We start from the raw sequence: 4,158 nt of genomic DNA, 5'->3' as shown, positions 1-4,158 counted from the left end.
GTCGCTAATTTAAGATGATTGCATTTACGTCATACAGCCTAGTTACACAAAGGCTTTAATTGTTTTTGGAGATGTCTCATCTATCGCGAGGCGAACCTGTTTCTACATATCGCTGAACCAAGCCATCAGCAGCCAGTTTTTTTAAGACAACCATCATGTCAGGTTCTCGCGGTACATCTCGACGGGAAAGTGCATTCGCTAGTTCGTACCAACTCCACTTTCCTTGACCTTTAGCTACTAATTCCAGCAGCACTAATTCAAGCTGGGTTAATTGAGTTAGGTTTTTCATTCTTTTTATTGTATAACTTATCCAACTCGAAAAGATTGCCCCATCGCTTGAAATTCTTGAGTCTCTTCTCGCTGCAATTGCTGTCTAATTTTGGCAAATTTCCTAACTGTTTCCACAGAGTACAACCGTTCTCCACAGCTTAGGCAAACTTCAGCGGATACTTTTAAGATAGCAGTATGCTTGCCGCCGCGTAAAAGTTTATCGACTTCTTTGATAACTATTTCACCGCCGCAAATCGGGCATTTTTCTACAGATAGCATTGTTAATTTCTCCTTTGTATCCAATTAATCCATCGATTTGCATCTGGACGATAAACTGTGATTAGGATGGCTAGTTTATTACTAGGGACATAAGACCAAACACTGTGGATGGGATCGCCTCTAAAACTTTCACCATAGATTAAGTATCGGGGATAGGGTTTTTCATTGGGATAATTTTCAATGATTTCACCATAAAAGACGGAAAAGTAGATTTCATCAAATGAGAGATTATCATCATCTGCTTCTTCATCAGCATGGTCTGTAATTCGCACCCTATTTTCTAATATTGCTTCTCTGATAGCGTTTAGATTCATTCGTTGAAAGATGAGTTTGCCGGGAGGGGGAGTGGGATGCAGAAAATCCAGAGATTTTAGCGGTGGCTGAAAAATTTATTTTTGCTAACTGTTATAACCCGCAAGTGGCGGGGCAGATACTACAAGAAACTACGCGAAAGCCAAAAGAAAGTGAGGACTGCCAGTGCCAGGTATCGGAAACCTAGAACTGGCGCGGTTTCGTGGTTAAAGCCTCTGTGATAAATCTTCAGGAAACTCGCTCGACGCTTAGATGTTAGACTTTACAAGTCTCGACGTGAGAAAAGAGACCCCGCATTCAACAGCCCCAAACCACCAGCCCAAATCTCTACCACCACCACCCTCGGGAGGTATCCTTCTGGTTGTTTTTTGTTGAATTTTAGATCACCATAACACAACCATTGTTTATTCACGCACCACCCCACGCGCTCGCAAAAAGCTTCCAATATTTTATCATCATATTCCCTCGTTCCCCCCAGACCTTGATAGATGCGCTTCTGCACCGAAAAGCCGAAGCGCCCCTTACTGTGTTGTACCCAAAGTTGGTCAATGATGCGTAAATCTTCACAGGGAAATCTATCAATATCTTCAACTCTCAGCCTCCAGTCTTCGCTTGTTCTCCTCGCTACCTCCAGCATCTTATTCGTCGTTTCCTCATCCGCCTCTTTCCACTTTCCGGTAGCCAACAGCCGATCGAGTTGACGATAATCAACTCCTTTTGCTGAAATCAAATTTACAGGTTGTGGCGGTGGCTGCGGGCTAGGAATCGTTGGTGAAACACCCCCTCTTTGCCCCCGATTGCCGGGGGATTGGGGAAGCATAGCCAACCATTTTTGAACCGACTGAGGGCGCTTTGTTGCATCCATTTCCATCCCTTGAAGAATTGCCCGATGCACCCCATCGCTAATATTAGGATTAATCTGAAACGGCAGCTTCAAAGGAGAATTTAAAGCCCTCATAAATGCAGGAGTTGGTGGTGTCTTCGTTAGCAAATAGTATAGCGTTGCTGCCAGAGCATAAACATCTGTATACTCAGCAAATCTGCCAATTTCCCCGTACTGTTCGGGAGGCGCAAAACCATGTGTAAATCCAAAAGTCATTTGCTGAGTGCGATCGGGAATAAAACCCCGCGCTAAACCAAAATCAATCAAAACTGCATCTTGATTGTCACGCACCATAATGTTTTGTGGCTTGATATCCCGATGTAGCAAACCTTTTTCGTGAACTACTATTACCGCTTCTGCCACTTTGCGGATGTAGTTTAAAGCTTCGGTTTCCCACAGGACACCGCGCTTTTCTACCAAATTCCACAAATCTTTCCCTGCCACATATTCCATCGCAATACAAGGCAAATCACCATGAATGAAATAGTTGTCTATTTGCACAATATTGGGATGTTTGCACAAAGATAGTAGTAGCGCCTCATCCCGAAATTTGTCCCGAAACCAGGCAAAATTTGGATCTCTCAATAAGTCGTCTTTCAGCGTTTTGATGACAACCCGCTGCCTGTTTTGCGCCTTCTGTGCTAGGTACGTGGCCCCAAAGCCGCCCTCACCTAACTTGCCTTCAATAATATACCGATCGCCATTTAACCGCTGCCCCGGTGTCCAAACCATTCTCCTCACCGCCAACCAATATTAATTTTTATCTCGGTCTAGCCTGTATTTTAACTGTATTCTCTAAGTCCGGTTTAGTTCCACGGGCCCAACTTCAGTTCGCCTTCCCGGTGATGGTTGGCTTTTAGTTCGATCGCCCTTTTCCGACATAATTCGATCGACAAATTCGCCACAATCCCATTAAGAATCCTAAATCCCAAAACCTCTTTGTCCAAACAGACCATTTCTATGGCAACCTAAAAAACAGCAGACACATTTTTATAGACCTTAGTAACAAAACTCTAGCAACCAGTTATGCAAACTCTGCCGAACCCCACTAAAACCCCCGCCACCCAACCAACCTTCGACACCACAATCAAACGCCGCAAAACCCGGCCAGTCAAAGTCGGTAGCGTCACCATCGGCGGCGGCTACCCCGTCGTCGTACAATCGATGATTAACGAAGACACCCTCGACATCGACGGTTCAGTCGCCGGAATTAGGCGCTTGCACGAGATTGGCTGCGAAATCGTCCGCGTCACCGTGCCCAGCATGGCCCACGCCAAAGCATTAGCGGAAATCAAGCAAAAACTGCACGCCACCTACCAACCCGTGCCCCTCGTGGCCGATGTCCACCACAACGGCATGAAAATTGCCCTGGAAGTGGCCAAACACGTAGACAAAGTGAGAATCAATCCCGGACTTTACGTGTTCGAGAAGCCGAAAGCCGACAGAAGCGAATACACCGACAGCGAATTCGCCGAAATTGGGGAAAAAATCCGCGAAACCCTGGAACCTCTGGTGATTTCCCTGCGCGATCAAGGCAAAGCTTTGCGAATCGGCGTTAATCACGGTTCCCTCGCCGAACGGATGCTGTTTACCTACGGCGACACGCCCGAAGGTATGGTGGAATCGGCCCTGGAATTCATCAAAATTTGCGAATCCCTCGACTTCCGAAATATCGTCATTTCCCTGAAAGCCTCCCGCGCGCCCGTGATGGTGGCTGCTTACCGCTTGATGGTGCACCGGATGGACGAACTCGGCATGGATTACCCGCTGCATTTGGGCGTCACGGAAGCAGGAGACGGCGAATACGGCCGCATCAAATCCACCGCAGGCCTCGCACCGCTGCTGACTGACGGCATTGGCGACACCATCCGCGTCTCGCTGACAGAGGCCCCAGAAAAGGAGATTCCCGTCTGCTACAGCATTCTGCAAGCCTTGGGACTGCGGAAAACGATGGTTGAGTATGTCGCTTGTCCTTCCTGCGGTCGCACTTTGTTTAATTTAGAGGAAGTGTTACACCAAGTGAGAGAGGCCACCAAGCATCTCACCGGTTTGGATATAGCAGTAATGGGCTGTATTGTCAATGGGCCGGGAGAAATGGCTGATGCTGATTACGGCTATGTCGGGAAGCAACCGGGTTATATTTCGCTGTACCGGGGCAGGGAAGAAATTAAGAAGGTGCCGGAAGACCGAGGCGTGGCAGAATTGATTGATTTGATTAAATCGGACGATCGCTGGGTTGAACCAGAGTAGGCTTTGCTGGATTTAGTTTTGAAGTTTGGGGGCGGGCTCTTCGGCCCACCCCACAAGAGTTTGTTGTGGCACAGGCATCTTGCCTGTGGCGGGCTCTTCGGCCCACCCCACAAGAGTTTGTTGTGGCACAGGCATCTTGCCTGTGGCGGGCTCTTCGGCCCACC

At 47.7% G+C, this 4,158-nt stretch carries 6 protein-coding genes; 1 reads left to right on the top strand and 5 read right to left on the bottom strand.

All coding sequences use genetic code 11. The features are described 5' to 3' along the window. Positions 1 to 76 precede the first annotated feature (76 nt). From QUA16_RS30565 to QUA16_RS30545, 5 genes are all read right to left on the bottom strand, one after another. Positions 77 to 289 (bottom strand): hypothetical protein, encoded by a 213-nt coding sequence (locus QUA16_RS30565; protein ID WP_333107998.1) that lies wholly within the window; start codon positions 287 to 289, stop codon positions 77 to 79. A gap of 17 nt (positions 290 to 306) precedes the next feature. Beyond that, the gene (locus QUA16_RS30560; RefSeq protein WP_333107999.1) at positions 307 to 549 is read right to left on the bottom strand and encodes a YgiT-type zinc finger protein; all 243 of its coding nucleotides are present in this window, start codon (positions 547 to 549) and stop codon (positions 307 to 309) included. 2 nt (positions 550 to 551) lie between these two features. Then, entirely contained in the window at positions 552 to 863 is a 312-nt protein-coding gene (locus tag QUA16_RS30555; RefSeq protein ID WP_333108000.1) for a DUF4258 domain-containing protein, read from the bottom strand. A 260-nt stretch (positions 864 to 1,123) separates the two neighbouring features. Next, positions 1,124 to 2,476 carry a serine/threonine-protein kinase gene (locus QUA16_RS30550; RefSeq protein WP_333108001.1) on the bottom strand — a complete coding sequence of 451 codons (1,353 nt, stop codon included), beginning with the start codon at positions 2,474 to 2,476 and terminating at the stop codon, positions 1,124 to 1,126. Positions 2,477 to 2,550: 74 nt separating this feature from the next. After that, positions 2,551 to 2,700, bottom strand: a complete 150-nt coding sequence (locus tag QUA16_RS30545) for a hypothetical protein (protein ID WP_333181590.1) — start codon at positions 2,698 to 2,700, stop codon at positions 2,551 to 2,553. A gap of 70 nt (positions 2,701 to 2,770) precedes the next feature. On the opposite strand from QUA16_RS30545, the gene ispG reads away from it, so the two are divergent. After that, a complete protein-coding gene (gene ispG, locus QUA16_RS30540; protein WP_333108004.1) occupies positions 2,771 to 3,994 on the top strand; it encodes a (E)-4-hydroxy-3-methylbut-2-enyl-diphosphate synthase in 1,224 nt (407 codons plus the stop codon). The last annotated feature ends 164 nt before the right edge of the window (positions 3,995 to 4,158 follow it).

Origin of the sequence: Microcoleus sp. S13_C3 (assembly GCF_036700905.1) — a bacterium.
Taxonomy (GTDB): Bacteria; Cyanobacteriota; Cyanobacteriia; order Cyanobacteriales; family Microcoleaceae; genus Microcoleus.
Note: the sequence above shows the minus strand (reverse complement) of the source record. Positions and strands in the feature narration are given on the sequence as shown.

Coding starts and splice junctions, on each gene's coding strand:
- QUA16_RS30565 (WP_333107998.1), bottom strand. CDS start 289: ATGAAAAACCTAACTCAATTAACCCAGCTTGAATTAGTGCTGCTGGAA.
- QUA16_RS30560 (WP_333107999.1), bottom strand. CDS start 549: ATGCTATCTGTAGAAAAATGCCCGATTTGCGGCGGTGAAATAGTTATC.
- ispG (WP_333108004.1), top strand. CDS start 2,771: ATGCAAACTCTGCCGAACCCCACTAAAACCCCCGCCACCCAACCAACC.
- QUA16_RS30545 (WP_333181590.1), bottom strand. CDS start 2,700: ATGGTCTGTTTGGACAAAGAGGTTTTGGGATTTAGGATTCTTAATGGG.
- QUA16_RS30550 (WP_333108001.1), bottom strand. CDS start 2,476: ATGGTTTGGACACCGGGGCAGCGGTTAAATGGCGATCGGTATATTATT.
- QUA16_RS30555 (WP_333108000.1), bottom strand. CDS start 863: ATGAATCTAAACGCTATCAGAGAAGCAATATTAGAAAATAGGGTGCGA.